General features: G+C 40.2%; 29 protein-coding genes. 20 read left to right on the top strand and 9 right to left on the bottom strand.

What is annotated here, in order from left to right; translation table 11 throughout:
- From H5200_RS11230 to H5200_RS11240, 3 genes are all read left to right on the top strand, one after another.
- On the top strand, positions 1 to 2,464 hold a 2,464-nt coding region (locus H5200_RS11230), incomplete at its 5' end, for a YdbH domain-containing protein (RefSeq protein ID WP_182761501.1).
- Positions 2,457 to 2,639 (top strand): YnbE family lipoprotein, encoded by a 183-nt coding sequence (locus H5200_RS11235; protein WP_149981408.1) that lies wholly within the window; start codon positions 2,457 to 2,459, stop codon positions 2,637 to 2,639. The genes H5200_RS11230 and H5200_RS11235, both read left to right, overlap by 8 nt.
- Before the next feature lie 9 nt (positions 2,640 to 2,648).
- Positions 2,649 to 2,984, top strand: a complete 336-nt coding sequence (locus H5200_RS11240) for a YdbL family protein (protein ID WP_149981407.1) — start codon at positions 2,649 to 2,651, stop codon at positions 2,982 to 2,984.
- 27 nt (positions 2,985 to 3,011) lie between these two features.
- Here the strand turns inward: H5200_RS11240 and H5200_RS11245 are convergent, their stop codons facing one another.
- Both H5200_RS11245 and waaA read right to left on the bottom strand, forming a co-directional pair.
- Positions 3,012 to 3,575: a DUF1415 domain-containing protein gene (locus H5200_RS11245; protein WP_182718396.1), complete on the bottom strand. Its 564-nt coding sequence runs from the start codon at positions 3,573 to 3,575 to the stop codon at positions 3,012 to 3,014.
- Positions 3,568 to 4,866: a lipid IV(A) 3-deoxy-D-manno-octulosonic acid transferase gene (waaA, locus tag H5200_RS11250; protein ID WP_182761502.1), complete on the bottom strand. Its 1,299-nt coding sequence runs from the start codon at positions 4,864 to 4,866 to the stop codon at positions 3,568 to 3,570. The genes H5200_RS11245 and waaA overlap by 8 nt, the downstream gene beginning before the upstream one ends.
- 153 nt (positions 4,867 to 5,019) lie before the next feature.
- Between waaA and H5200_RS11255 the strand changes: the two genes are divergently transcribed.
- Genes H5200_RS11255 through hldE form a run of 3 tightly spaced genes read left to right on the top strand, consistent with a single transcriptional unit; the run spans position 5,020 to position 8,537 of the window.
- Positions 5,020 to 6,474, top strand: a complete 1,455-nt coding sequence (locus H5200_RS11255) for a capsule assembly Wzi family protein (RefSeq protein ID WP_182739868.1) — start codon at positions 5,020 to 5,022, stop codon at positions 6,472 to 6,474.
- A gap of 33 nt (positions 6,475 to 6,507) precedes the next feature.
- On the top strand, positions 6,508 to 7,098 hold the full coding sequence (locus tag H5200_RS11260; RefSeq protein ID WP_182718393.1) for an SIS domain-containing protein: 591 nt from the start codon (positions 6,508 to 6,510) through the stop codon (positions 7,096 to 7,098).
- Complete coding sequence (gene hldE / locus H5200_RS11265; RefSeq protein ID WP_182761503.1) at positions 7,098 to 8,537, top strand: bifunctional D-glycero-beta-D-manno-heptose-7-phosphate kinase/D-glycero-beta-D-manno-heptose 1-phosphate adenylyltransferase HldE; 1,440 nt, start codon at positions 7,098 to 7,100, stop codon at positions 8,535 to 8,537. Before H5200_RS11260 ends, hldE begins: the two co-directional genes overlap by 1 nt.
- 3 nt (positions 8,538 to 8,540) lie before the next feature.
- On the opposite strand, the gene H5200_RS11270 is transcribed toward hldE, so the two are convergent.
- Positions 8,541 to 9,263: a 3-deoxy-D-manno-octulosonic acid kinase gene (locus tag H5200_RS11270; protein WP_182761504.1), complete on the bottom strand. Its 723-nt coding sequence runs from the start codon at positions 9,261 to 9,263 to the stop codon at positions 8,541 to 8,543.
- A gap of 128 nt (positions 9,264 to 9,391) precedes the next feature.
- On the opposite strand from H5200_RS11270, the gene H5200_RS11275 reads away from it, so the two are divergent.
- From H5200_RS11275 to glpG, 6 genes are all read left to right on the top strand, one after another.
- Positions 9,392 to 10,450, top strand: a complete 1,059-nt coding sequence (locus H5200_RS11275) for a glycosyltransferase family 9 protein (protein WP_182761505.1) — start codon at positions 9,392 to 9,394, stop codon at positions 10,448 to 10,450.
- Positions 10,447 to 11,001, top strand: a complete 555-nt coding sequence (gene gmhB, locus H5200_RS11280) for a D-glycero-beta-D-manno-heptose 1,7-bisphosphate 7-phosphatase (RefSeq protein ID WP_182718391.1) — start codon at positions 10,447 to 10,449, stop codon at positions 10,999 to 11,001. The genes H5200_RS11275 and gmhB overlap by 4 nt, the downstream gene beginning before the upstream one ends.
- 154 nt (positions 11,002 to 11,155) lie before the next feature.
- Positions 11,156 to 12,352, top strand: a complete 1,197-nt coding sequence (locus H5200_RS11285) for a glycine C-acetyltransferase (protein ID WP_145235063.1) — start codon at positions 11,156 to 11,158, stop codon at positions 12,350 to 12,352.
- A gap of 54 nt (positions 12,353 to 12,406) precedes the next feature.
- Positions 12,407 to 13,432 carry an L-threonine 3-dehydrogenase gene (gene tdh, locus H5200_RS11290; protein ID WP_182761506.1) on the top strand — a complete coding sequence of 342 codons (1,026 nt, stop codon included), beginning with the start codon at positions 12,407 to 12,409 and terminating at the stop codon, positions 13,430 to 13,432.
- 66 nt (positions 13,433 to 13,498) lie between these two features.
- On the top strand, positions 13,499 to 13,816 hold the full coding sequence (gene glpE / locus H5200_RS11295) for a thiosulfate sulfurtransferase GlpE (protein ID WP_182761507.1): 318 nt from the start codon (positions 13,499 to 13,501) through the stop codon (positions 13,814 to 13,816).
- Positions 13,813 to 14,634: a rhomboid family intramembrane serine protease GlpG gene (glpG, locus tag H5200_RS11300; RefSeq protein ID WP_182718400.1), complete on the top strand. Its 822-nt coding sequence runs from the start codon at positions 13,813 to 13,815 to the stop codon at positions 14,632 to 14,634. Before glpE ends, glpG begins: the two co-directional genes overlap by 4 nt.
- A gap of 21 nt (positions 14,635 to 14,655) precedes the next feature.
- Here glpG and H5200_RS11305 read toward each other — a convergent pair whose 3' ends face one another.
- Positions 14,656 to 15,063 (bottom strand): flagellar basal body-associated protein FliL, encoded by a 408-nt coding sequence (locus H5200_RS11305; protein ID WP_145235070.1) that lies wholly within the window; start codon positions 15,061 to 15,063, stop codon positions 14,656 to 14,658.
- 154 nt (positions 15,064 to 15,217) lie between these two features.
- Between H5200_RS11305 and H5200_RS11310 the strand changes: the two genes are divergently transcribed.
- A complete protein-coding gene (locus H5200_RS11310) occupies positions 15,218 to 15,763 on the top strand; it encodes a chorismate lyase (RefSeq protein WP_182761508.1) in 546 nt (181 codons plus the stop codon).
- Positions 15,760 to 16,638, top strand: a complete 879-nt coding sequence (gene ubiA, locus H5200_RS11315) for a 4-hydroxybenzoate octaprenyltransferase (RefSeq protein WP_182761509.1) — start codon at positions 15,760 to 15,762, stop codon at positions 16,636 to 16,638. Before H5200_RS11310 ends, ubiA begins: the two co-directional genes overlap by 4 nt.
- Positions 16,639 to 16,640: 2 nt before the next feature.
- Here ubiA and H5200_RS11320 read toward each other — a convergent pair whose 3' ends face one another.
- The 4 genes from H5200_RS11320 to H5200_RS11335 form a co-directional block, all read right to left on the bottom strand.
- A complete protein-coding gene (locus tag H5200_RS11320; protein ID WP_149981397.1) occupies positions 16,641 to 17,261 on the bottom strand; it encodes a 2OG-Fe(II) oxygenase in 621 nt (206 codons plus the stop codon).
- A 118-nt stretch (positions 17,262 to 17,379) separates the two neighbouring features.
- On the bottom strand, positions 17,380 to 18,267 hold the full coding sequence (locus H5200_RS11325; protein WP_149981396.1) for a LysR family transcriptional regulator: 888 nt from the start codon (positions 18,265 to 18,267) through the stop codon (positions 17,380 to 17,382).
- Between the two features lie 120 nt (positions 18,268 to 18,387).
- On the bottom strand, positions 18,388 to 19,911 hold the full coding sequence (locus tag H5200_RS11330; RefSeq protein ID WP_182761510.1) for a DUF3369 domain-containing protein: 1,524 nt from the start codon (positions 19,909 to 19,911) through the stop codon (positions 18,388 to 18,390).
- A 50-nt stretch (positions 19,912 to 19,961) separates the two neighbouring features.
- Complete coding sequence (locus H5200_RS11335; RefSeq protein ID WP_182761511.1) at positions 19,962 to 20,369, bottom strand: DUF2721 domain-containing protein; 408 nt, start codon at positions 20,367 to 20,369, stop codon at positions 19,962 to 19,964.
- 76 nt (positions 20,370 to 20,445) lie between these two features.
- On the opposite strand from H5200_RS11335, the gene H5200_RS11340 reads away from it, so the two are divergent.
- From H5200_RS11340 to tsaD, 3 genes are all read left to right on the top strand, one after another.
- Entirely contained in the window at positions 20,446 to 20,802 is a 357-nt protein-coding gene (locus H5200_RS11340) for a DUF2007 domain-containing protein (protein WP_145235085.1), read from the top strand.
- Positions 20,795 to 21,385, top strand: coding sequence for a YjaG family protein (locus H5200_RS11345; RefSeq protein WP_145235087.1), 591 nt, complete (start codon positions 20,795 to 20,797; stop codon positions 21,383 to 21,385). Before H5200_RS11340 ends, H5200_RS11345 begins: the two co-directional genes overlap by 8 nt.
- 72 nt (positions 21,386 to 21,457) lie before the next feature.
- A complete protein-coding gene (gene tsaD, locus H5200_RS11350) occupies positions 21,458 to 22,471 on the top strand; it encodes a tRNA (adenosine(37)-N6)-threonylcarbamoyltransferase complex transferase subunit TsaD (protein ID WP_149981391.1) in 1,014 nt (337 codons plus the stop codon).
- Between the two features lie 2 nt (positions 22,472 to 22,473).
- On the opposite strand, the gene plsY is transcribed toward tsaD, so the two are convergent.
- A complete protein-coding gene (gene plsY, locus H5200_RS11355; protein WP_182761512.1) occupies positions 22,474 to 23,088 on the bottom strand; it encodes a glycerol-3-phosphate 1-O-acyltransferase PlsY in 615 nt (204 codons plus the stop codon).
- Between the two features lie 269 nt (positions 23,089 to 23,357).
- On the opposite strand from plsY, the gene folB reads away from it, so the two are divergent.
- Genes folB through H5200_RS11370 form a run of 3 tightly spaced genes read left to right on the top strand, consistent with a single transcriptional unit; the run spans position 23,358 to position 25,001 of the window.
- On the top strand, positions 23,358 to 23,714 hold the full coding sequence (folB, locus tag H5200_RS11360) for a dihydroneopterin aldolase (protein ID WP_145235093.1): 357 nt from the start codon (positions 23,358 to 23,360) through the stop codon (positions 23,712 to 23,714).
- 1 nt (position 23,715) lies between these two features.
- Complete coding sequence (gene folK, locus H5200_RS11365; protein WP_182761513.1) at positions 23,716 to 24,204, top strand: 2-amino-4-hydroxy-6-hydroxymethyldihydropteridine diphosphokinase; 489 nt, start codon at positions 23,716 to 23,718, stop codon at positions 24,202 to 24,204.
- Positions 24,201 to 25,001 (top strand): undecaprenyl-diphosphate phosphatase, encoded by an 801-nt coding sequence (locus tag H5200_RS11370; RefSeq protein ID WP_182718383.1) that lies wholly within the window; start codon positions 24,201 to 24,203, stop codon positions 24,999 to 25,001. Before folK ends, H5200_RS11370 begins: the two co-directional genes overlap by 4 nt.
- Positions 25,002 to 25,012: the final 11 nt, after the last annotated feature.

A 25,012-nucleotide genomic window follows, 5' to 3' on the forward strand; every position in this document is an offset into this window, starting at 1 on the left:
TATGTTTAAGCGTTTAGGTTGGGGGTTATTAATTCTAGTGCTAAGTGTACTTTCACTTGGCTATATTTTTCGCATGCCGATCACCTTGCATTTTGTTGCTCCTTCACTGCATCAAGCTGGAGTTGAATTGCATTGTTTGGATTGGTCGTTAACAACCAATCTGGATCTCCATGTACAGCGAGCATGTATTGGCTATCAAGGGCAGTTGCTTGAATTAGCTGATATTACGGCCAATACTCAAAACATTACGGTTAACCGTGCAAATTTAATACTGGTAACCCCCGATTCTTCGAGTGAGCCTAGTGTGGCTAAAAAGCTTGCTTTGGCGTTACCGCAAAGTCGCCCGTTGTTACATCTAAAACGTTTAGTGATCACTCAGTCTCAATTAAAAAAACCACTTATTATCAGCATAAATGAGCCGGTGTTAAATGAGTTTGTTGTTGCTGGTGATGTGAAAGCTGAGGTTGACGTTAAAAATACCAAGTTGGCAGGAAATATTGAGCTTGATGAGCGACTACTTTCTACAGTTAAGGCCGCGGCTGTAAACTCGATTGCAGGACTTAATTTAACTAGCCAAAATAGATTCGCGTTTGATGGTATTGTACTCGATATAGACACTCAGCTAGGTGCTGATTTCACTTACGCCATCAATACCTGCTCGATGACAATTAAAAGTAGTGGCAAAGTCAGTAGTCACTATAACTTAAATTCAAAAACATTAACCCTAGATGCTCAGCAATTAGCAACAACACTCAATGGCAAAAATGAGTGTTTACAAAGTTTGGGTGGTGTTATCGATGATGATGCGCAGCAGCAATTTGTTACTCGGCAAATACCGTTAAATTGGCGATTAGTTTTACCTAGTAAGATCATTGTGCAAGACACTCAATTGACATTAGATCAGCTAACATTGCAGGCAGGATCACAACTGCTCATGAATGTTAAACAGTTAGCGATTGATATAAAGAATCCTTTAGAAACCCTATTGGCACAATTCGCGTTGTCGTTTTCGAGTGATGATATTGCATTATTAGATATAGCCGCGAGTGTTGTTAGCAGTGATGTTGATGGTAACTATCAGTTAAAAGTGGCTACGCTGCCTGATTTTATCGATGTTGATGCGCAGCATATTAGTGCACAAGGGCATTTTTCAATAAATAGCATGTTGGCTGCACAGCCTGCTCTCGAATTGTCAGCAAAATTAACGCTGGGGCAATTAAAAGTGAATGATATTGGCATTGATAATTACCAAGCAACTTTTAAGGCGAAGCTACAAAGTAATCAATACTTAACCGCTAGCTTATCGAGCCAGATTGATACTATTAATATGGGGAGTATTAAACTATCTCAGCTAACGAATCAGCTAACTGCTGCAGGAAGTTTGTCAGCAGGAGAATTGTTTTTTGATTTAACTAGTGAAACAAAGTTAGCCAAGCTACAAACGGAAGAGTTACGACTTAACGATATTCGTATAAGCTCAACAGGTTTACAAAGTCGTGCTCTGCAAGCATCTCATCATATATATGTAGAGGGGATAGAGCTTGTGGCAATGCATAATATAACAAGCACAGCTCATCCATTTGAGGTGATAATTTCAGAGCAGTTAGTTACTAAGCTTAACCCACTGCTTCATCAATTTGTGCCGCTTGCAACCTTAACAGATGGTAAAGTCAGTGGCCGTATTGCTGGTGATATTAATCTGCAACAGGCCGATCTCTCTTTACAGCTAGTCGGTGTAAGTGGTTTATACACAGATTACCTTGCTAAGCATTTTAATACTCAATTTACAGGTCGTTATGATTCAGGGCAGCTTAATGTTGTGCCTTCTACATTTGAACTAAATGAATTACGAGCTGGTGCTGTGGTGAAACAGCTAACAGGGTTTTGGCAAGTACAGGCAAATGAACTTGCTGTTACGGAGCTTACAGGGAAGGTTATGGGAGGGCATTTTTTGCTGGATAAATATCGCCTTACAGAAGAGCCGCAACAAGCATTAGTTACATTTGACAATATAGATGCTAGCAAGGTCATTACCCTTGATGCTAAATCGGGTATTAGCTTAACTGGAAATGTAGCTGGACACTTGCCTGTTTATTTCACAAAAGCAGGTATTGAGGTTAAAGGTGGGCAGCTTGTTAATCAAGGTGCTGCTAAATTACTTATCACTGATAATGCAGCTTTTAATTCGGTAAAGGCTCAACAACAAGAGTTAGGGCCTATACTTGGCTTGCTTGAAAATTTAGATATTCAGAGTATTAAAAGTAGTGTTAACTTAAAACCTGACGGCTGGATGACCTTAGGCGTTAATTTGCAAGGGTATAATCAACAGCAAGCACAGCAAGTTAATTTTAACTATAATCATGAAGAGAACGTGTTCACACTATTACGAGCACTGCGCTTAAGTGATGAAATTACGCAAAAAGTTGAACAAGAGTATTCAACAAAAGGAAGTAATAATGACTAAATGGTTAGTAATATTAACCGCATTGGGATTACTCAGTGCATGTACGCATCGTGTTGAGGTGGCCGCTAAGGAACCTATTACAATTAACTTAAATGTTAAGGTCGATCATGAAATCCGCGTAAAAGTTGATAGAGAACTCGACAGTTTATTTAGTGATGACAGCGAATTATTTTAAGGAGCAAGTATGAATATAGTAAAAAATAAAAAACTAAGCATTGTCACTTTATTAAGTGCGGTGTGTTTGTCGTTTTCGGCTTGGGCCATTTCGTTAGATGATGCAAAAAATCAAGGGCTAGTGGGTGAGGACAGCTCGGGTTATTTAGGCCTTGTGGTGCAAAATGCAGAGGCAAAAGTGGTTGTCGATGAAATTAATGCTAAACGTAAAGCACAGTATTTAAAGCTCGCTAAAAAGAACAACTTGTCGCTTTCTCAAGTAGAAGCGCTGGCAGCTGCTAAAACGATTGAAAAAACCCAATCGGGTCACTTTGTTGAAGTGAACGGAGAATGGGTTAAAAAGTAACATTCCTTTTTACTAAAAGCTGAGTGATTAAGCACTCGGCTTTTTACATCCAGCAAGTAATTGTTGCCAAAAGTCGATGCCTTTTCGGCGAGCTAAATTGATGTTGTGATCTGGAATTGATTCAGGTTCATTATAATCATCAAGTGCTGCACTCATGCTAGCCTCACGAATTAGATGTAAGGTAGGAAAAGGCGCGCGGTTAGTGTAATTTGCTGCATCATTGTCATCGCTATCAGCAAACACATAGTCAGGATGAAAGTTGGCTATTTGATATTTACCTTCAAAGCCTTGGGCAACTAATAGCGCATTGGCTAAATCCACTAAATCTAAAAATTCCTCAAAGTCAGTAAAGCCTTGTTCAAACATCAATAATGTAGTCTCTCGAGCCGGTTGTTGATCAAGTTCAATACATTGTTCGATCATCTCCATCACAGCATCATCAATGCTGGTTGCTTGGCTGGTTTGATAATGAATGCAATTATTTTCAACTTCTTTACGGGCAAAGGGGCAAAAGTTATATTTAACAATGACATTAGCTACCCATAAACGGGTTTGTTGTTCTGGTAAGGTTAGTTTTTTTTGTTCAGTCATTGTGTGGCTCTAAAAACTTGTTAATGATGGCGATCGTTTTCGCGATGGCGCCTTGGTTGTTAGCAACACATTGTGCTGCCTTTAGACCTAGCTGCTGGCAAAACGCTGGTTGTTGATGAAGCTCGTATAGTTGCTCCGCTAACATCTTTGTATCGCTTACTTGTATACACCCACCTGATGCAATCAGTTCAGGGTAAACATGGTTGAAATTATAGGTATGCGGGCCTGTTAAAACACCGACAGAAAATGCCGCTGACTCGAGAGGGTTATGCCCGCCACGTGCAATTAAACTGCCGCCAATATAATTGATGTTGGCCATACCATATAAACATTGCAATTCACCTAAAGTATCAGCAAGGAGTACTTGCTCGCTTTGATAGTTATTTTTACTGCGGCGGCTAAAGCTTAATGGTGAGTCTTCAAGCAATGTGGCGACCTTATCAAATTGTTCTGGGTGGCGCGGCGCAATAACTAGCAGTGCATCTGGAATCTGTTTTAGCAGCAGCTGCTGAGCAGCTAATATCAGCTCATGCTCACTAGGGTGCGTGGAACCGGCAACCCAGATAAAACGCTGATTATTGTATTGGCTTTTTAGGGTATCGACTTTGTCTAACTGCTCGCTAGTTGGCTTTATATCAAATTTAATTGAGCCAGTAATATGCACTTTTTGCTCATTGAGGCCAAGCTCAATAAAGCGTTTAGCGTCTTCATGATTATGACTAGCTAAAGCGGAAATTGATTGCATTATAACCTTAGTTAATGGCGCTACTTTTTGATAACCTTGTTGCGATTTTGCTGAAAGCCGCGCATTGAGTACCAGTACAGGAATATTTTGTTGTTTGCACTGCGCCATAAGATTAGGCCAAAGTTCGGTTTCTAAAATACACATTAACGTGGGTTTAACACGCTTTAAAAAGCGCGCTGTAGCACAAGGGTAATCAATAGGTAAATAGGCGCACTGTACCGAGTCTTTAAAATTATTATGTATTTGTTCACGGCCTGTGGGGGTGTTACAGGTTATCATAAATGAATTACTTGGCTGCTGGTATTGTAGCTCTTTGAGCAAAGGCGTTGCAGCAAGTACTTCACCAACTGAAGCGCAGTGGATCACTATTAGATCATCTTTTAATACTGTACTTTCTTGCGAGGTATTTTTTATCGTAATGAAGCCAAATCGTTCCGCAAAGTGCGCGCGATAACCTGCGTTCTTTTTACCTCTAAGTATATATAAATAATAGGTTATGAGAGGACTAAGCAAATAAAGAATCAGTGAATAAAAAAAGCGTGCCATTTTCCAGCCTCGAATTATAAACACTAATGATAACGCGGATACCCTTTAAGCAAAATGCGAAATTGTTAAAAAGCGTTAGAACAGAGAGTTTTGGGTGTTTAGTTGCAGCTAATTTGGTAATATTTAACTACCATTATGAAAAATACAGTCGTTATGAAATTCAAATTGATAAAAGCCGTGGTATTAACCAGTTTTATGAGTTGCGCATTGCCTTCACTTGCAACACCAACTGCTTACTTACCAATTGGCATGGATGCACAGCTTGATCATCAGCTCGATACGTTATTTGCCTTGACGTCAGGCACACCGATGACAAAGCCTTATCGCTTAACGGAAGTTGAAGCGGCGCTTACTAAATTGCAAAATGCACAGCCAAGTTTGGTCGCGGCAATACGTGCTAAAATTAAGCCTTATCAAGGCAACGATAATATTACTCGAGTAGGTGTTAAGCTGCGTGCTGATGGCAGCAATGCAACCAAGCTTGCCAATCAACGTGGTGTGAGCTCTGATGAATGGGGGCAAGTGTTCTTTGAGGGTATTTGGCGTCCTAATGACTATACCTTGATGCAAGTGGGAGTTGATTATCGCGCGAAGCAAAATAAATTCGTTAATTATAACAGTTTTGTCAGTTTTGCTGGCGATGACTTGCAGTTAAATATTGGTTACAAAGAGCATTGGTTTTCGCCGTTTAAGCAATCAGCGCAGATTATTTCTACTAATGCCCGTACCTCGCCATCAATTTCATTAGGGATGGTGGCACCAGCCCATAACTGGTGGAACTTTGATTTTGAGCTTTATTACTCCGAGCTTGAACATGTTGAAAAAGGCATATTATATCAAAATGAATTGCATGATGGCACGCCTCGCTTAGCTGGCACACATATTAGTTTAGAGCCTGTAGATGGGTGGAAAATTGGCATTAATCGTATGATGCAATTTGGTGGTGGGCCTCGTGATGTTGGTTTTAGCGATGTAGCTAAAGCATTCTTTGACCCTGCAGGTAATGATAATGGTGCAATAGCGGGGGGCCCTGATAATGAACTTGGCGACCAGTTTGCTTCAATAACGAGTGTTGTGAACTTTAATTGGGGTATGCCGGCAGAGCTTTATTTTGAGTATGGCGGCGAAGATACCAAAGAACACAAAAACTACCAATTTGGTAATATTGTTTATAATTATGGCGTGTTCTTACCTCAATTAACTAGCGATCTGTCACTTCGCTACGAATATACTAGCATGCATAGTCTTTGGTATATGAATTACATATATCCAACAAATGGCAATACTAATGATGGCTATGTTATTGGTCATTATGCTGCTGATAAACGTTATTTTGGTGATGGTGTGCCTTCGAATATACATAGCCTTGAGGTCTCTTATGCAGCCACACAGGATTCTTTTTGGCGTACAAAGTTTACTTTAATAGATAACGAGAGTGGCTATGTTAACGATTTTGGTGGTGTTAGTGAGCAATATAAACAAGCCATTGAGTTACAAATCAGTAATAACCGAAAGTGGCAAGAATATAATATTGAAACAACTTTAACTTACGGCGAAGATGTCTTTGGTGATAACTATACGTGGTTGTCAGTGGCACTTTTTTGGTAGTAGCTAGTCAGACTAATTTTGAGAGGATTACCCATGTCTAATATTGATTCTGTAGCGAGCAGCTACCTTGAAAGTTTAACCCGTCACCAAGTATTGTTTGAAACGATGGAAACATACCACCCTCAAGTAATGCAATTGCTTGAAGTTTGCCACAGTACTTTGCAAGCTGGTGGAAAAGTAGTTTGGTTTGGTAATGGTGGCAGCGCAGCAGATGCTCAGCATTTAGCTGCAGAGTTTGTCGTACGCTACAAATTAGAACGTGGCCCATTAGCATCTATGGCGCTAACAACCGACACTTCCATCTTAACTGCGCATAGTAATGACTATCACTTTGACACAGTTTTTGAGCGTCAGGTTCTTGCGTTATGTAAGCCTGAGGATTTAGTGATTGGTTTAACTACCTCTGGTACTAGCGCTAATATTAATTTAGCGCTAGCTGCTGCAAATGAAATAGGTGCTTATACAGTTGCATTTACAGGCCGCGATGGCGGTAAAGTAAAAGATATCGCTAAATTATCCATTATTATTAAAGATGACGAAACCGCACGTATTCAAGAAGCGCATATGTTTATTGGTCATTGGTTATGTGAAGCCATTGATATGGTTGTAGCGGGGCAGAGGTAATGGATCTAGCGTTATTAAAAAACCTGTCTAACGCTAAAATATTAGTGGTTGGTGATGTGATGCTTGACCGTTATTGGCATGGTGATTCAGGGCGCATATCGCCAGAAGCACCTGTGCCAATAGTGAAAGTAAGTAAATTTGAAGATAAAGCCGGTGGCGCCGCAAACGTGGCAAAAAATATTGCTCGTTTAGATGGTAAAGTTGGCTTGTTGGGTTTAATTGGTGAAGATGAAAGCGGCCAAATATTAGAGCGAATTCTAGCTGATGAACGTATAGATTCACAATTAGTCAGTGTTTGTGATTTGCCAACTATTTCAAAAATGCGTGTGATTAGCCGTCATCAACAAGTCGTTAGACTTGACTTAGAAGAGATGTTTACTGAGCAACACAGTCAATTACTTTTAAACCGTCTGGAATTAGTATTAGATGAGTACGACTTTGTTTTATTCTCAGATTATAATAAAGGCTCATTAAGCTTGATCCAGCAAATGATAAAACTTGCTAAAAGTGCTGGAAAAACAGTTCTAATTGACCCTAAATCCTCAGACTTAAACTTATATCGCGGTGCTGATTTTATTACTCCTAACTTGAATGAATTTAAGCTTGCCGGTGGTAAAACAGATTCGGAACAGCATTTAGCAGACAGTGCTCGAGCACTGATCAGCGATGCAGGGATCGCGGCCATGCTATTGACTCGCTCAGAGCAAGGTATGTCACTTATTAGTGCCGATGAAAAACACGATTTTGCAGCGCAACAGCTTGAAGTCAGTGATGTTACCGGTGCTGGTGATACTGTTATTGCAACTCTGGCGGTGATGTTAGGTGCAGGAATGCAGCCTAAAGATGCAGTGGAAATTGCTAACCTTGCGGCTGGAATTGCAGTGAGTAAATTAGGGGCAGCTACGGTATCGCCTGAAGAGTTAAGTCGTAAGTTAGGTCAATACTTACAAAAAACCGGTGAGCATTATCAAACCCCATTTGATGATGTGCTTCAGCATATTGAGTTTGCAAAGCAAAATGGTGAAACTATCGTGTTCACCAATGGTTGTTTTGACATTTTACATGCGGGGCATGTGCGTTACTTAGCACAAGCCAAAGCACGTGGAGATCGTCTAGTCGTCGGTTTAAATAATGATGAATCAATAACGCGTTTAAAAGGTCCAGAGCGCCCTATTAACCCGCTTGATGAGCGTGCTATGGTGCTGAGCGCTTTGGCATCAGTTGATTGGGTAATTCCATTTGGTGCAGTTGAAGAAAACGATACACCCGCTAAATTAATTGAGCTGATCAGTCCTGATATCTTAGTAAAGGGTGGAGATTACACTGTTGAACAAATTGCAGGCGCTGATCATGTACTTCGCCATGGCGGAAAAGTTGAAGTACTTGAGTTTTTAAATGGCTGCTCTACGTCAAAAGTGATCAGTAAAATAAAGGCTTAACGGCTATATTTTAAGAGTGGACTGGTATGCTGTGTGTAACTGCTGCCAGTCTGTAGTTTGCCAATGCATTACTTTATTTCGGCCTTGCTCTTTATGAAACGAACGAGCAAGGCGGGTCATATTAGCTTGTTGCCAATTACTGGCAGGGAGTTTTAGTTCACAGCGGTCAAAGTCAATAATGTATATCTCGCCCGTTTCATCAAATAGAATGTTGTTAATATTCAAATCAGCGTGATACACCCCATGATTATGAAAATCCGCAATCGTGTGTGCTACTTTAATTAACTCTTGTGCGCTAAAGGGACGTTGTTTTAATATATCAAGCACACTTTGTGCGCCTACAACAGCTTGAGTAATTATATCGCCACGGTAAATTAAGCCAGCTTGCGATATTTTAGCTGCAATCGGCTTTGGTACATTGAGGCCTAACTCGTACAGTTTCATCATTAATGAAAACTCTTGGTAAACACGGGTTTTTTCCAGTCCAAAAAACACATATTGATCACTTAGCACTTTACCCACTAAACCGCCACGCCAATAATGCCTGAGCACTGCTGTTAGCCCGTTATGGCAGAAAAACCATGCAGTTGCGCGACCTTTTTTGGCACCGACAATTTTTCCTTGCTGCTGCCAATATTCATTATCAAACCAATTTAAGCTAATTTCGGCACTATGTTCAGGATGGCTTAAAATAATATGTTCATTGATGGTTTGCTGGTTAAACATGGCGTACTTATTTTATTGCAGGTGATAGTGCTATCTTAACCTGTTTTAAAGCCGAGCATAAGTGCTTGCAATAGTGAGTGGTTAATTTAAGATCATGATAATTATCCAGCATAAAGCAAAGGACACCTGTGACTGACTCAACCACCTATTCAGATATTTGTATTTTAAGACTCTCAGCAATTGGTGATGTTTGCCATGGCGTATCTGCAGTACAGGCAATTCAAAAAGCGCACCCCAATGCAAAAGTTACCTGGGTGGTCGGCAAAATTGAAGCCATGTTACTAGCTGATTTACCCGGTGTTGAGCTGGTGGTGTTTGATAAAAAACAAGGCAAAGCAGCCTATCAGCAATTAAAACAACAATTTAAAGGGCGTAAGTTTGATGTGTTGCTGCATATGCAAGTGGCACTTCGAGCTAACTTAGTGGCCCGTTGTATTCCTGCAAAAGTTAAAATTGGTTTTGATTGGGCACGCTCAAAAGAATTGCATAGCTTATTTATTAACCAGCGCATTGCACCACAGCAGCAGGCTCATGTGTTAGAAGGCTTTAAAGGCTTTGCGCAGGCGATAGGCGTACCTGATTATCAACCAAACTGGCAAATGCCAGTCAGCGAACATGATCAAAGTAATGCTGATGAATTACTTGGTACGGAGCGATTAGAGGGGCGAATTTTTGTGATTTCTCCTGCTGCCAGTAAAAAAGAACGCAATTGGCTGGCTGAACGCTATGCTAAGCTTGCAGAACATGCCTACAAGCAAGGGTTTCATGTGGTGATCACGGGTGGCCCGACAGAGCTTGAAGTGACGCTCAGTGATGACATTATTGCAGCCACTAAAACGCCAATCCTTAATTTAGTGGGTAAAACAAAACTCAAAGAGTTGCTTTGCGTACTTAAACGAGCTGCATTGGTATTAGCACCTGATACAGGCCCTGCTCATATGGCCGTCACCGTAGGCACTCCCGTTATTGGTTTATATGCCCACTCAAACCCGAAACGCACTGGACCCTATTTATATCAAAATTACGTGGTTGAGGTGTATCACCAAAACTTACTCAAGCAAACTGGTAAAACCGCTGAGCGATTACCTTGGGGTACGCGGGTTAAAGGCAGTGATCTAATGAGCCAAATAAGTGTTGATGAAGTAGCTTTGATGTTTGACCTTGTGGTTGAGAAAGAGCAATTATGAGCAATATCAATAAAGCCTTATTTTTAGACCGTGATGGCGTGGTTAATATTGACCACGGGTATGTTTATGAGTCGGATAAATTTGAATTTGTGCCAGGCGTATTTACTGCATGTAAGGCGTTTGCTGATGCAGGCTATAAACTGATCATAGTGACTAATCAATCTGGTATTGGCCGTGGTTACTATTCAGAGGCGGATTTTCACGCTTTAACACAGTGGATGATAGCCCAATTTGCTGCGCATCAAGTAAAGGTGACGGATGTTTACTTTTGCCCACACCACCCGAAAAAAGCATTACCCGAATACCTCAAACAGTGTGATTGTCGTAAACCAGCTCCGGGCATGTTACTGCAAGGTATCGCTGATCATCATATCAATCCAGCTTGCAGCATTATGGTTGGAGACAAACTAAGCGACATGCAAGCGGCAAGTAAAGCGGTTATTGGCACTCGGGTGCTTGTACGATCCGGGCAGGAGTTTGATGCGGTAGCCATCGACTCGGCAGATCATGTTTGTGATTCGTTAGCAGACTTACCCTCAATATTGCTATAGCCCAATGTAAACTGGCAGCATAAGTTGTCAGTTCCTTATTTCTGCGATGAACTACAAACAGTGCATTTGTTTGACTAAACTTTTACAATAGCCACAAAGATGAGCCGTGTTAACTTAAGTACGCTCACCCCGTTCAATAATTTGGAGATTACAGATGAGAGCATCTGCGTTTTTTACTCAGCTTCAGCAGCAAATTGAAGATGTAAAAGCCGAAGGCTTATATAAAAATGAGCGTATTATTACTTCGCAGCAGCAAGCACAAATTCAAGTTGCTTCTGGTGATAAAGTTATTAACTTCTGTGCAAATAATTACTTAGGTTTAGCGAATAGCCCTGAGCTGATCCAGGCTGCACAAAACGGCTTAAATGACCATGGCTTTGGTGTTGCGTCAGTACGCTTTATTTGTGGTACACAAGACATTCATAAAACATTAGAGAAGAAGATCAGTGAATTTTTAGAAACGGAAGACACGATTTTATATTCATCATGTTTTGATGCCAATACCGGTTTATTTGAAACAATTTTAGGCGCTGATGATGCGATTATCTCTGATTCGTTAAATCATGCTTCTATCATTGATGGCGTTCGTTTATGTAAAGCAAAGCGCTTCCGTTATGCAAATAATGATATGGCAGATCTTGAAAAGCAATTGATTGCTGCCGATGAAGCGGGTGCAAAAACAAAATTAATCGCCACCGATGGTGTGTTCTCAATGGATGGGGTTATTTGTAATCTTGAAGCGGTCTGTGACCTTGCTGATAAATACAATGCACTTGTTATGGTTGATGACTCTCATGCCGTTGGCTTTGTCGGTGAAAACGGCAAAGGCACACCTGAGTACTGCAACGTGCTAGACCGTGTTGATATTATTACCGGCACTTTAGGTAAGGCGCTTGGCGGTGCATCGGGTGGTTATACATCAGGTAAAAAAGAAATAGTTGAATGGTTACGCCAGCGCTCTCGCCCATATTTATTCTCAAACTCATTAGCGCCTTCAATCGTTACAGCATCAATCAAAGTATTAGAAATGCTCGAAAATGGCAGTGAATTGCGTGCTAAGTTATGGTCAAACGCTAAATACTTCCGTGAGCAAATGGAAGCGGCTGGATTTACCTGTGCGGGTAAAGATCACGCGATTATTCCAGTAATGTTAGGTGATGCTAAAGTTGCGTCGGCAATGGCTGATAAGTTATTAGCAGAAGGTATTTACGTCACTGGTTTTTCATTCCCAGTGGTGCCAAAAGGCCAAGCGCGTATTCGTACACAAATTTCTGCTGCGCACAGCATTGAGCAATTAGATACCGCAATTGACGCCTTTACCCGTATTGGTAAAGAAATGGGCATTATCTAATTAATTTATTTTAAACCGTTGCCTTCGCAGCGGTTTTTTTATTGAGTGTGATTCATGAAAGCATTATCTAAATTAAAAGCAGAACCAGGTATTTGGATGACGGATGCGCCAAAACCTGAAGTTGGGCATAACGATTTATTAATCAAAATTCGTAAAACCGCTATTTGTGGTACTGACGTACATATTTATAAGTGGGATGAGTGGGCGCAAAACACCATTCCTACGCCTATGGTAGTAGGTCATGAATATGTCGGTGAAGTGGTTGATATGGGTCAAGAAGTTCGCGGTTTTAGTGTTGGTGACCGAGTATCGGGCGAAGGGCATATTACCTGTGGCCATTGTCGTAACTGTCGCGCTGGGCGTGTTCATTTATGCCGTAACACCACTGGTGTAGGTGTTAACCGCGAGGGGGCTTTTGCCGAGTATTTAGTGATCCCAGCGTTTAATGCATTTAAAATTCCAGACAATATCAGTGATGAGTTAGCTTCTATTTTTGACCCATTCGGTAATGCAGTACACACAGCACTGTCATTCGATTTAGTGGGTGAAGATGTGTTGATCACAGGTGCAGGCCCAATTGGTATTATGGCTGCTGCAGTTGCAAAACATGTTGGCGCACGTCATGTAGTGATCACCGATGTCAATGAATACCGATTAGACCTTGCGCGTAAAATGGGCGCAACGCGTGCAGTTAATGTGGCTAATGAAAAGCTTGAAGATATTATTAAAGAGCTTGGTATGACAGAAGGCTTTGATATTGGTCTAGAAATGTCAGGCGTGCCGGTTGCATTTAATAGCATGTTAAATAACATGAATCACGGTGGTAAAATTGCCATGCTAGGTATTCCACCATCTGATATGGCGGTTGATTGGAACCAAGTGATTTTTAAAGGCTTAGTGATCAAAGGAATTTATGGCCGTGAAATGTTTGAGACTTGGTACAAAATGGCCAGTCTTATTCAGTCAGGGCTCGATCTAAACCCAATCATCACTCATCAATATTCAATAGATGACTTCCAAACTGGCTTTGATATGATGATTTCAGGCCAATCGGGGAAAGTAATTCTTAACTGGGATTAATTATCCACTTGTTAAGAGAATTAAAGGCGGCATTTGTCGCCTTTTTTGTAATTATAAGAGAGTACTATGGCATTTAAGCATATTTCAATTACCGAAACTCAAGCACTACTTAATAAAGATTATGTCGTGATTGCTGATATTCGCGATCCTAATTCGTATCAAGCAGGGCATATTCCGGGTTCAGAGCATTTATCAAATGCCAATATTGGCGAATTTATGATGAACAAAGAGTTTGATCAGCCAATTATTATTGTTTGTTATCATGGTATGAGCTCACAAGGCGCAGCCAGCTACTTAGCTGAGCAAGGCTTTGAAGATGTATACAGTATGGATGGTGGTTTTACCCAGTGGGAAACCCAATTGCCGGAGCAAGTGGAACGATGATCGAACTGGGTAGTATAAATAATCCACGTGCAGCACAAGGCTTTATTGATTATATAAAAAGCCAAGGCTTACAGGGCGAGCTTCGATCGCAAGATGGAAAAACGGTAATTATTTGTGTTGCCCCAGAGCATTTCCATCAAGCTCAGCCATTATGGCAAGCGTTTGTAGAAAACCCCAATCATGCCCGTTATCAAGAGGCATCTTGGCAAGTAGGAAGTACGCAGTCAGCGTTGAGCTATCAAGGCCAAGAATTAAATTTAAAAGCACGCTTTAAAGCATTGAGCTGGTTAAACCAAACGGTCACTTTATTATGTGTAGGTATTTACATTGCCTTCTTACTCGGTGGCTTTGAGTCAATTTATAGCGTATTACAGTTTAAACCCGATCAACCATTAACTTGGCTTACACCTGCAATTGTGCATTTTACTGCTGTGCACTTAGTGTTTAATATTATGTGGTGGATCATGCTAGGCGATGGTATTGAAAAGCTCAGTGGTAAAAGTACTTTAGTAGGTCTTTTTTTAGTGACCGCGCTATTTAGTAATTGGGCTGAGTTTATTATGGTTGGCCCTAACTTTGGCGGCTTAAGTGGCGTTGTTTATGGTTTACTTGGGTTTTGTTGGATCCATCGGGCATTGAACCCGCAACAACCGGCTTTAGTAACTAATGGTATTATTGGTTTTATGCTGATTTGGCTGGTACTAGGCTTTGCTGACATGTTGTTTGTAAGTATGGCTAACTGGGCGCACTTAGGTGGGCTATTAAGCGGTATGGCTTACGCGTTTACCGCTCAATTGTTTACTAAAAAAACAGCTTAAGATACTCAGTTATATAAGTACTTAGTGATATAAATATTTAGTAAATAATACTTCGCGAATGATCTCTTGCCCTGTTTCTTGTTTTAACAGGGTTTTGAGTTTTTCGGCACAACGCTTTCTGATCTCTTCACGGCCGGTGAGTGATTTAATTTTTTCTTCTGGCTCTTTTGATAAAATTTCTACCAATGCATCTCTAAGTAACGGGGTGTGATGCTCAACAATAGCAATGTTTGACATATCACTGAGCATTAAATCTACAGTAATACGCACATAACCTAACTTTTTATTACTCTGACCAATATAGTTGGTAATTATATCGGGTTCGAAACCAAAGTAGCCCACAGTTGATTCAGCTTTGCTTGCAAAGCTGCTAAACAAGCTAATAAAGAAAGTGCTAATTAATATGCCAGCGTAAAGCGTTTTTTTCATATTCAGTAGAGAGCCCTGTAATTAATTGTTATTAGTCTATACGTAATAATGGCTAAGATACAGGCTGATGCAGCTATTATATTCATTAATCATCACTTTTTCCCCGAGGCGGGCAGTGGTATCATTTAAAGGGTTATTATTAAATAGAGTTATCGTGATCACATTTCCTATTTCTGTAACTGCGGATTGGCAGTTAGGTACATCAATCAATTATTTGTCTTGTAACGAGCAAGACTGGCTACTTGAACCCAACTCACTGACGGCTAAATTAAAAACACAGTGTGGTGAATTCTCTGTAAAAGTGCTCAGTGAGAAAAAGTTTGAATTGAGTATTTCACAACAACAATTATTAGATTGTTCACAACGTATTGGTATTAATCGTGAGGTTTTGTTGCTTTGTGATGACATCCCTATGGTATACGCACAAAGCTGGCTGCCTGCCACCGATGATATGCAACAACAGCAATTATTGGCACTGGGTAATCGGCCTTTAGGTGATGTTATTTTTCAACATCCGGACTTAAAACGTACCGAAATTGAAATAGCGCGTTTTGATTGTCAGCACCCAGTACAGCAGCTTGTTAGCCAATACTCTGCAGCTAAAAAAACCTTGTGGGGGCGTCGCAGTATTTTTTCGTTGGCGCAAAGCCGTTTTTTAGTAGCTGAAATATTTTTACCAGAGGCTTATCTATATTTATGAAATTTGCTGCCTTACACATTGCTCATATACCGTATTATAAGCAGTTAATGCGCACCGATAAGCCTATCGGTACTTTATTGCTATTGTGGCCTACATATTGGGCATTGTGGCTTGCAAGTGATGGTATGCCAAGCCTACTTAATTTTGTGGTATTTAGCTTTGGTGTATTTGTTATGCGCAGCGCAGGTTGTGTTATTAATGATTACGCAGATCGTAAAATTGATGGCGCGGTAAAACGCACAGCACAAAGACCCTTAGCTTCTGGCTTGGTGAGTAGTGGCGAAGCATTAAGCTTATTTTTGTTGCTTATCATAATTGCTTTCATACTGGTGTTGTTACTCAGTTGGCAAACCATATTATTGTCAGTCGGGGCATTGCTATTGGCATTTAGCTACCCATTTATGAAACGTTACACTAATTTACCGCAAATAGTGCTAGGTGCAGCTTTTGGTTGGGCTATTCCGATGGCTTTTATGGCTGCAACAGGTACTATCTCACTGCTTGGCTGGTTGTTATTTATCGCTAATATTGCGTGGACTACGGCATACGATACTATGTATGCCATGGTAGACAGAGATGATGATTTGAAAATTGGCGTAAAGTCTACAGCGATATTGTTTGGTAGTGCCGATCGAATCATTATTTTTGCGCTAAATGGTGTATTTATAGGTTTGTTGGCTTTAATTGGTTATACGAGTCAATTAGCAATGCCGTATTGGCTTGGTCTATGTGTGGCATGTGGCTTTTTGGTTTACCAACAATTTCTAATTCATAGTCGTAATAGAGAGCATTGTTTTAAAGCTTTTTTAAATAATCATTATGTCGGTATGGTCGTTTTTATTGGCTTAGTGGCGTCCTTGCCATTTAATCTATAGTGTTAGCGAGGTGGATCAATAACGCCACTGATTGAAGTGTTTTTCCTAAACCAACCCGCAACTGAATAGCGATTATCAATTGTCGGCAGTACTTCATGCATAAAGCGTTCGCTTTCAAACATCACGAACGTGCCTGCTTTGGGCTGAATAGTGATTTCAACGTCTTTACTTTTAGGTTTGTAAATCACTAACTCACCACCAGATTGCACTGTATTTAAGTAAAATACAGTAGTAAATACACGGTTCGAACGCCCTTTAAATGCGTCGTAATGCTTTTTATAAAAGTCGCCATGCTGGTATTTCGCATAGTGACACTCATAATCAAATAAACCCAAAAAGAAATAACGATTCAAGTTTACTCTGATATCTTCAAGCGCATTTTGATAATCAATTTGAGCTTGGCTACTACCATCAAACCAAAAGGTCTTGTCGGTGCGTATGCTCTTGTCTATTTGTAAATCCTGCTGACGGCCAATACCTGCTGATTTGAAATTGGGGTTGATACGATAACAATCTTCTATCAACGCGTTAGTCAGTGTTTCAGCAAACATATTTTCGATCACGGCGTAGCCATGAGTTTCTATGTCAGTTAAATAACGTCCAGGGATCAGGTTAAGGCTCATTAATTGTACTATATAGCAGGGAAGGCGCGTAGTTTAGCTTAAAATGATGCAAAGGTACTACTGAAGATTTAGAAACCAAGCCTGAGTTCTGCTTTAGGCTTGGTTTTCATGCTGTTACTTAAGAATTAATTGATAACGCTGTCTTTTCTATTAATGACAGGAGCTGGTTTATTGGGTCGTCAGCAGTAACTTGCTGGCTGGTTTGTACAATCAATTGCTCATGAGCTAAGTTCTTATTGGTTTTTAACTGGAGCAGATTATTATTCTCTGCGACCGAACTTGCATGTTCAATACTGCTAATTGCAACATGGTTTGATTTACACAACCCGTCCATTACTTGCTCAATACTGCCAACTTTTATACTGCTGGTCTTGTTTAAGCTATCGACAGCCTCATTCAACATAGTTTGAATTTGTTTTGATTGTGAAAAACAACTATACATAGGGTAATCATTTAAATCTTGTTTGCAAAGATTGTTCTTATTCGCAAGAGGATGGCTTTTTGCAACGAATAAAATAAGTTGATCAGGTAAGTGTATGTCATTGCCAATACTATTAACTGCTTGCGAACAAACGCTAATATCAATTTCACCTAATTGCAGTTTACGAACCAACTCACTTTGTTCTTGTAGTTGCATTTCGATTTTTACATGAGGGTATTGTGCTAAAAATTGGCCACATGAAATAGGCACTATGGCACTAGCATTATTGGTATAGCCAATCACCAGCTTTTCACTTGCACAGCCATTAACGGATTTAAATAAACGCTTTTTAGTTTCTTCGAGCTTGCTTAGAGTGTCTTGTGCGTACTCTAAAAAAAGCTCACCTTCAGTTGTTAGCTTCACGGAGCGAGTCGAGCGTTTGACTAATTCATAGCCAACTTCATCTTCTAAAGTCTGAATACTGCGCGTCAATGCTGAGGTACTAATTTTTGTTGTTTCGGCCGCTTGGCGAAAATGTCGTAGCTGGCCTAAAGCTACAAATTGCTCTAATTGTTCAAATCTCACTTTTATAGTCCTTTGTATAAGTAAGCCGCACTACTGGCGAACATAATTGATATTATTTTAATAGATAGTAATCCATTGTACCCAATTTGAAAAGCGCATTTCACACAATTGTTACAACTATTAGTTAGGGTAACGCTCTTTTATCTCCAAAAAAAGTGTTAAATTGTTAATAAATATGTCCACAAGTTTTGGATCAAACTGTTTGCCACTCTGTTTCTTGAGCAAATCGAGTACTTCTTCAAGAGGCCAAGCTTTTTTATAGCAACGATCACTGCCAAGGGCATCAAAAACATCCGCTAGAGCTGTAATACGACCAACAATGTGAATATCTTTACCTGCAAGTTGATTAGGATAGCCTGAGCCGTCCCATTTCTCATGATGTGTATGAGCAATGATTGAACCACATTTTAATATTTCGTTATTCGAATTCTTTAGAATATCATAACCAACTTCGGCGTGAGTTTGCATAATGGCCCACTCTTGATCATCCAGCTTACCGGGTTTATTGAGAATATGATCTGGAATACTTATTTTTCCAATATCGTGTAAGGGTGAGGCGAGTTTTATCACTTCACACTCAAAGTTATTTAAGCCATATAACTTACCTAACAGTTCACTATAGTGCGCAACTCTTTTAACATGTGAACCGGTTTCTTTTGAACGTTTTTCAACGGCTTCACCGAGAATGTACGATAGCTCTTTTTGCGAATCCTTCATCATTTCGCGTAATTTCAGGTTATCGTAAGCCAGAGCAATATTGTTGGCAAAAAACTCCAAAAGTTGATAATCGGTGGTTCCTAATAACGAGCCTTTACGTACATACAGCATTGTTTCGAGGCCTGCCTGAGTTGGAAAATAGCCAATGTAGTCATGCATGGTTTTTTGGGATGATTTGCGATTGTGTGCCTCAACAAATAATTGCTTTACATCTTCGGGGATCATATTGGCATTAGGTTCAGGCTCAACACCAGAGGCTGCCAGTAGCTTAAAATCAGTGGCAGGAGATGTTTGTTGGTTAACAGCTGCGGCACAATAAATTTCAGTGTCATCTAAGCCCATAACATTGGTTACATGGGATAAAATTGTTGATGCAAATTCATGGACACTATCACATTTTAAAAATGAGCTAGAAGCGTTGATTATTTTTTCAAGGCCTTTTCTATGACGCTCAATAATTTGAATATCACGATGTGAACGCAGAGCTGAATACAATAATGTTTTCATTTTTATTGCCGTCAGCTCGGTTTTATTTTTGTAATCGTTAATATCGTATTCACGGATCACCGCTTCTTCAGGGGCTTCGCCAGGTTGACCCGTTCGAAGAATAAGGCGGATGTCGTGGTTATTGATATCATCACGGATAAATTTTATTAAGTCTAAACCTGCATGGCTAGTTTCCATTACCACGTCGATTAAACCAACCGAAAAATCGAGATTTTGTTGCAATAATTCTTTTGCGGCTTTCGCTGAATAGGCATGATGTAAACACAAAGCTTTATCTTCAAAGGTAAAGCCAGATAGTACAAGTTTAGTGACTTGGTGAATATCATCCTCATCATCGACCACAAGGATATTCCAGAACGCTTGTGGTGACTGAGCTTCTGACTCTTCAATGACATTTTCTGAAAATAAAAAGTCGTTCACGTTTATACCTTTAGTTTAATCATCCTGCTAAAGAGTATAGTGCTTGTTTTTTAGTCTGCCTTGTTGCTCAGTGGTTTTTTTTCAATGTTTTTAAGCTCAATTTCAATCGCATCACATGAAATATGTATTTCATATAAAGAGGTTAGCAACGATAGCGCAAGGCTGGCTAAGCTAATACCAAATAAAATTACGCCAGTGGTTTTAAACTCAATAAATAATGCAAACATTGAAAGTGTACACATTAAAAAAGATGCAACGCCATAGACTTGCATGGTTCTAATGAGTCTAATGCGTTTTCTCAAGTTAGTTATTTGCGCAACGACTAATGGTCGAATAGTCTCTCCTTCGCGGGCGTTAAGTTCACGAATTAATTGTGCTAGCACTAAAAACCGGTTGGTATATGCTAATAACAACAAAGAGATTGCAGGGAACAGCAGTCCAGGTGTAGTGAGGGTCATGATTATTTCCTATATAACAATTACTTCGCTTAGAGTAGCTTAGGGTAATTTAATCGCAAAGTAAAAGAGGTTGTCATTGCAAAATAGAATAAATAACAACAATACAGAGCAAACACCATTTCAATGGTTAACAATCTATTGCGCTGCAAATGCGGTAGAGGCAAACATTGTCAAAGGGTTATTACTTAACAGCAATATTGAGTGCCAGTTACTTGGTGAGTCCTTGCAAGGAGCTGCTGGCGAAATACCTTTAGATCAAACTCAAGTGAGAGTGCAGGTTTTTGTGATTAAAGAGCGCCAGGCGCGGCAAATATTGGTAAACTACACTCAAGTACAACAATCCGCTCCTGATTGGGTATGCCCCAACTGTAATGAGCATAATGGGCCAACATTTGAAATTTGTTGGTCTTGTAGGACACCAAATAATGACTAAAGCGAATAATTTTCAGCGTATAAGAGAGCTTAACTATTTGCAGCAAGCGGTATTGGCAGCAGCATTAATTGAACGCATGCTACCTAATTATGGTTTATTTAGTGAAGCAACAGGATTTGGTGACGAAGCTATTTTACGCAGTGCACTTAATTTGTGTTGGGAAAAAATCTTACTGCCGAAAAGTAAAATAAGCCTTGAAAAGCAAATTGAGAAAATAGAGCCTAATGTTCCAGAACTCGCTGATTTTGATATGTTCGGTACTTATCCAGCGATAGATGCCGCCACTGCCTTATTAGGTTTAATGCATGGTTTAATTGCCAAAGATGAGCAAGAATTTATCAGCATTAGTAAAATCTCTCAGGCGACTGTTGCGCGTTTTATTGAATATCAATTAACGGTTGAAGGTGAGCTGGCTGATAATACAGCGGTACGTGAACATCCGTTAATGCAATACGAAATTGAAGTGTTAGGCGAGTTAATTGATTTTGTTGAGCAGATGGGCAGAGTAACAGCTGAAAATGTGAAAGCGTTAAAGCAACATGCTATCGCTGATGGACAAACAAACATTGGTATTACACTTTAAGTAACCAAAACTCTGATTAAGAGATTTATTTTAAGAATTTAAAAGTGCCAAAGGGCATGGGAGAAAACTGCAGTGCGAATTTTAGGCATTGAATCGTCGTGTGATGAAACGGGAATTGCAATCTATGATGATGAACAAGGTCTACTTGCTCATCAACTCTATAGCCAAGTAAAAGTGCATGCAGATTATGGCGGTGTAGTGCCTGAACTTGCATCTCGAGATCATGTTCGTAAAACCTTGCCATTAATCGATGCTGCTTTTGCACAGGCCGGTTGCGGACCTGAAGATATCGATGGTATTGCTTACACTGCAGGCCCAGGACTGGTGGGAGCATTATTAGTGGGTACTTCAATTGGACGCTCACTTGCCTATGGGTGGAATATTCCAGCAGTGGCTGTTCATCATATGGAGGGCCATCTACTGGCGCCAATGCTTGAAGAAAACGTGCCTGAATTTCCGTTTATTGCTTTACTCGTATCAGGTGGACACACCATGATGGTTAAAGTCGCTGGGATTGGTCAATATGAAGTATTGGGTGAATCGGTAGATGATGCCGCAGGTGAAGCATTTGATAAAACAGCTAAGTTACTTGGTTTAGATTACCCAGGTGGGCCACGGTTAGCTAAACTTGCTGAGCAAGGTGTTTCTAAGCGCTTTATTTTCCCACGACCAATGACAGATAAACCGGGCCTTGACTTTAGTTTTAGCGGCTTGAAAACGGCGGCTGCAATTACTATTCGTAATAATGACGATGATCAGCAAACCAAAGCAGATATCGCTCATGCGTTTCAAACCGCAGTTATTGATACATTAGTTATTAAATGTAAGCGTGCTTTAAAGCAAACGGGTATAAATCGCTTAGTAATTGCCGGTGGTGTAAGCGCCAATATAAAGCTACGTGCGCAACTAGAGCGGGTAATGCAAGGCATGAAAGGACAGGTTTATTATCCGCGCACAGAGTTTTGTACTGATAATGGTGCCATGATCGCCTATGCGGGTATGCAGCGCTTAAAGGCTGGGCAGTTTGCCAGCCTTGATATGAAAACGAGACCACGTTGGCCGATAGATAGTTTAGAGGCTATTTAAATTTAAGTATTGTTATCATCTTTAGTTGGTGGCGTTTTTTTGTCACCAATTTTAGGTTCTTTGCCACTAAATAAACGTTTAATATTGGCGTGGTGGCGAAAGATAATCAAAATAGTTAAAAATGTTACTGGTAAGGTATAAAGCGGTTTGATCCACCAAGTGTATAATGGCGCTAAAGAAACGGCGACTAATGCTCCAAGTGACGAATAGCGCGTAATAGCAACGACAGCCACCCAAGTTGAAATTAATAACCCGCCTAGCAACAAGCCAATGGGTAGCAATGTTCCAAATGCAGTTGCAACTGCTTTACCGCCTTTAAAGTGAAAGAATACCGGAAACATATGTCCTAAACACGCAGCAACCCCTATCAATCCCAGCATTAGTGGTTCAAGTTGTAAAAAATAAGCGCCCCAGACAGGAATAGTCCCTTTGAGAATATCAAACACTAAGACTAAGCAGGCTGGAACAGCCCCACCAAGACGATAAACATTGGTTGCGCCTGGGTTGTTTGAGCCATTGCTGCTAGGATCGGGTAGTTTAAACAGCCGAGACACTAGAATGGCCGATGAAATCGACCCGAGTAAATAGGCTAAAACTAACATTAAAACTGCTATCACGCGCTTCCTTATTTTTTAATCGCAGTTTTTCGGCTATCATTGGCCGCAAAAATTGCATTCATACTTTTCGTGGTTCAAATAGCAGATACATAATGTATCTATACGCTTATATCATATGGGTAATTTTTACATAATGTACCTATAGGCTATTGTATGGGTAATTTTTACATAATAAAACACAGTTAAAGTGTATAAAGGCTATAAATGCAAATTATAGCCGATGTAGACTCAAGTCAATGAGTTTTAAGTTTTTGCCAGTTGGAGCAGTTATGGATAAGGTTTTTATATCGCAACTACATGTTGACACTATCATAGGCGTGTACGATTTTGAAAAAGAAACTAAACAGAGTTTGTATTTTGATATCGAAATGCTGTGTGATATTAAACCCGCAGCAAAAACCGATGACATTGCCTTAGCACTTGATTACGCAAAGGTAAGTGAGAGAGTAATCGCGCACACGACAGCAAAGCCTGTTGAGTTATTGGAGACCTTAGTAGAGCAACTAGCGGCTATCATTTTAACCGAGTTTGCTACAACACAAGTTACCATTCGAGTTAGTAAACCCGCAGCCGTAGCGCAAGCACGCACTGTAGGTGTTGAAATTACCCGACTCAAGGCACGTTAAGATGGCGCAAATTTATATTAGCCTTGGCTCTAATGTTGATAAAGAACATTATATCCGCCAAGCGTTAATCGCCCTAAGAGCACACCTTATAGAATTCGAGCATTCCAGTGTCTTTGAAAGCGAAGCAGTTGGCTTTGCAGGTAATAACTTTTACAACTCAGTCATTGGTGCACAAACACAGATACCGCTTCCCCAATTATGTCAGTTACTCAAACAGATTGAACGAGAGAATGGTCGTACAAATAATGATAAAAAATTTAGCCCGCGTACACTCGATCTAGATTTACTGTTTTACGATGATGTAGTGTGTGATTCTCCTGCACAGTTACCCCGTGATGAAATCACCAAGAATGCCTTTGTTCTTCAGCCTTTGGCAGAAATAGCTCCCGATTTTTATCATCCTACAGCAAAGCAAACAATCGCTCAGTTGTGGGATACTTACAACAACCCCAAGCAAAAACTATGGAAGGTGGAGTTTACTAACCCATGAGTATTATCGAAATTATTGTTTTAGCCCTGATCCAGGGATTAACTGAGTTTTTACCTATTTCAAGCTCAGCTCACCTCATTCTCCCTTCACAAATTCTTGGCTGGCAAGATCAAGGCCTTGCCTTTGATGTTGCTGTGCATGTAGGCACGCTGATTGCCGTTATAATTTACTTCAGAAAAGAAGTTGTCGAAATACTTACTGCATGGTTTAAATCATTTGGTGCACAAGGTGCAACAGATGACAGTAAGCTTGGCTGGTGGATTATTTTAGGCACTATACCAGCCGCTGTACTGGGTTTAATTTTTAAAGACTTAATCGAGCTCTATTTACGCAGTGCGTGGGTAATTGCAATCACCACTATTTTGTTTGGTTTATTACTTTGGTATGCCGACGTAAAAGGTAAGCAAACTAAAACAATTTATCAATTAACTTGGAAATCAGCACTGATGATCGGTATGGCGCAAGCGATGGCGATGATCCCTGGTACGTCACGCTCGGGTATTACTATGACCGCCGGTTTAATGCTGGGGATGAATAAACAAAGCGCTGCGCGTTTTTCATTTTTACTCGCAATTCCAGTGATCTCAATGATGGGCTTGTATTACACCATTGAGCTGGCATTAGGGGATCATATAGTTGATTGGACAACATTAATTTTAGGTGCCGGTTTATCGTTTCTCTCTGCGTATGCGTGTATTTTCCTGTTCTTAAAAATAATCGAACGTATGGGGATGATGCCATTTGTTATCTATCGATTATTATTGGGTGTGGGTTTAATTGTCTTTTTGATGATGTAACGCTAGGTTTA

The organism is Pseudoalteromonas sp. SG43-7 (assembly GCF_014164295.1).
In the GTDB taxonomy this organism is placed as follows: domain Bacteria; phylum Pseudomonadota; class Gammaproteobacteria; order Enterobacterales; family Alteromonadaceae; genus Pseudoalteromonas; species Pseudoalteromonas rhizosphaerae.